Below are 343 nucleotides of genomic sequence, written 5' to 3'. Positions count from 1 at the left end.
ACCTTGTTCTGCAATTATTTAAAATAAAACTGTAAATCTTTTGCCAGTCGTTCGTATTGTTCGAAAATTACTTTATATTGGACATGCCGCTCAGGGTCTGGTTGAACCACTTTACGAGCCGGTAAATTTTGCTTTATTTCTTCTAGTGACGCTGCTTTCCCTGCCCCAACCAAAGCTGTCCATGCCGCACCCCATGCTGCACTATAAGGGGTGTCAGATAGATGAATTTCCTGTCCGAATACATCAGCGAGAATTTGAACCCATAACGGTGATTTCGTCAGTCCGCCATTGACACAAATTTTCTCCGGAGCGCCGGCAATTTTTTCTAAAGATTGGCCAATTT

Annotated in this window: 1 protein-coding gene; it reads right to left on the bottom strand. The window is 42.9% G+C overall.

From position 1 onward, the window contains the following. Positions 1 to 14: 14 nt before the first annotated feature. A partial coding sequence (locus NWP09_RS13390) for an FGGY-family carbohydrate kinase (protein WP_258275962.1) occupies positions 15 to 343 on the bottom strand: 329 nt, incomplete at its 5' end.

The organism is Agrococcus sp. HG114 (assembly GCF_024723325.1).
In the GTDB taxonomy this organism is placed as follows: domain Bacteria; phylum Actinomycetota; class Actinomycetes; order Actinomycetales; family Microbacteriaceae; genus Agrococcus.
Note: the sequence above shows the minus strand (reverse complement) of the source record. Positions and strands in the feature narration are given on the sequence as shown.